Source organism: Zobellia uliginosa (assembly GCF_018860745.1).
Lineage (GTDB): Bacteria > Bacteroidota > Bacteroidia > Flavobacteriales > Flavobacteriaceae > Zobellia > Zobellia uliginosa_B.
Window position 1 is genome coordinate 1 of sequence record NZ_JAHKPY010000013.1, and the last position, 1171, is coordinate 1171.

Genomic DNA, 1171 nt, shown 5'->3' on the forward strand with positions numbered 1-1171 from the left:
CGAACTGGAAAATATACCATCACAGAACTTTGCAGAGTATTTAAGATTTCAAGACCAACGGCTTACAAAATCATTGCTCGGTTTGAAAATGAAGGCTATGAAGGACTTAGGGAACTCTCTAGAAAACCGCGTAGCCCACACCCTAATGCCACCAATGAAAAAGTGGTGGGAAGAATTCTTGAATTGAAGGAAAAACACAAGGCATGGGGCGCTAAAAAGTTACACACCTTGTTGTATAACGATTTCCCTGATGAAATCATTCCATCTGTCTTGACCATTCATAACATCCTCAAAAAACACGGTTTGGTAGCACCTCAAAAACGACTCAGAAGAGTAAAGCCCATACATCCCGTTTTCGACCCCAAAGAGTGCAACGAAGTGTGGAGTGCAGACTACAAAGGAAAGTTCTTGATGGGCAACAAAATCTACTGTCATCCACTCACCATTGCAGATTCTAAAAGCCGATTCGTATTTACTGCAAAAGGGCATTACAAAGAAAATCTTGCCTCTGCAAAGGCTGAGTTCAAAAGGGTTTTCAGGAAATTTGGTATCCCTAAACAAATACATACCGACAATGGAAGTCCTTTCGGTTCCGTTGCCGCAATACAACGATTCACCCGACTCTCCTATTGGTTCATTGAGCTGGGTATCATGCCCGTGTTTTCAGACCCGGCACACCCTGAACAGAACGGACGACATGAACGAATGCACCGCGATTTAAAGGCCGCTTGCGCCAAGCCCTCAGCTTATGACCTAAAAGCCCAACAAAGACGTTTAAACCACTTTGTAAAAGAATATAATAACATAAGACCTCATGAAGCACTGAACATGAAAACACCGGCCTCGGTTCATGAGTTCTCAACCAGACCATTCCCAGAAAAAATACCTCAATTTGATTACGATGCAAAAATGAAAATATTGAAAGTTACCCAAAATGGAGCCATAAGATGGAAGGCTTACAATTGGGTTTACCTGTCCGCTTCGCTCCAAGGTAAACACATCGGAGCTCTAAACATTGGCAATGGAATTTGGAGAGTGTTTTATAGAAATGTATTTTTAGGTTTCTTTGATGAACATGTATTTAGAAAAAAGGAACAATCAGTAAGGTTAGAAACTAATTTAGTGTAAACCCTAATCTATAACTTGTGTAAACCATGTATATTAACGAACA

The 1171-nt window shown here is 40.7% G+C and carries 1 protein-coding gene; it reads left to right on the forward strand.

Annotated elements, in window-relative coordinates:
• Positions 1 to 1128 (forward strand): integrase core domain-containing protein (locus KO521_RS15000; RefSeq protein ID WP_215940728.1); only part of this gene is annotated, 1128 nt, incomplete at its 5' end.
• Between the last annotated feature and the right edge of the window lie 43 nt (positions 1129 to 1171).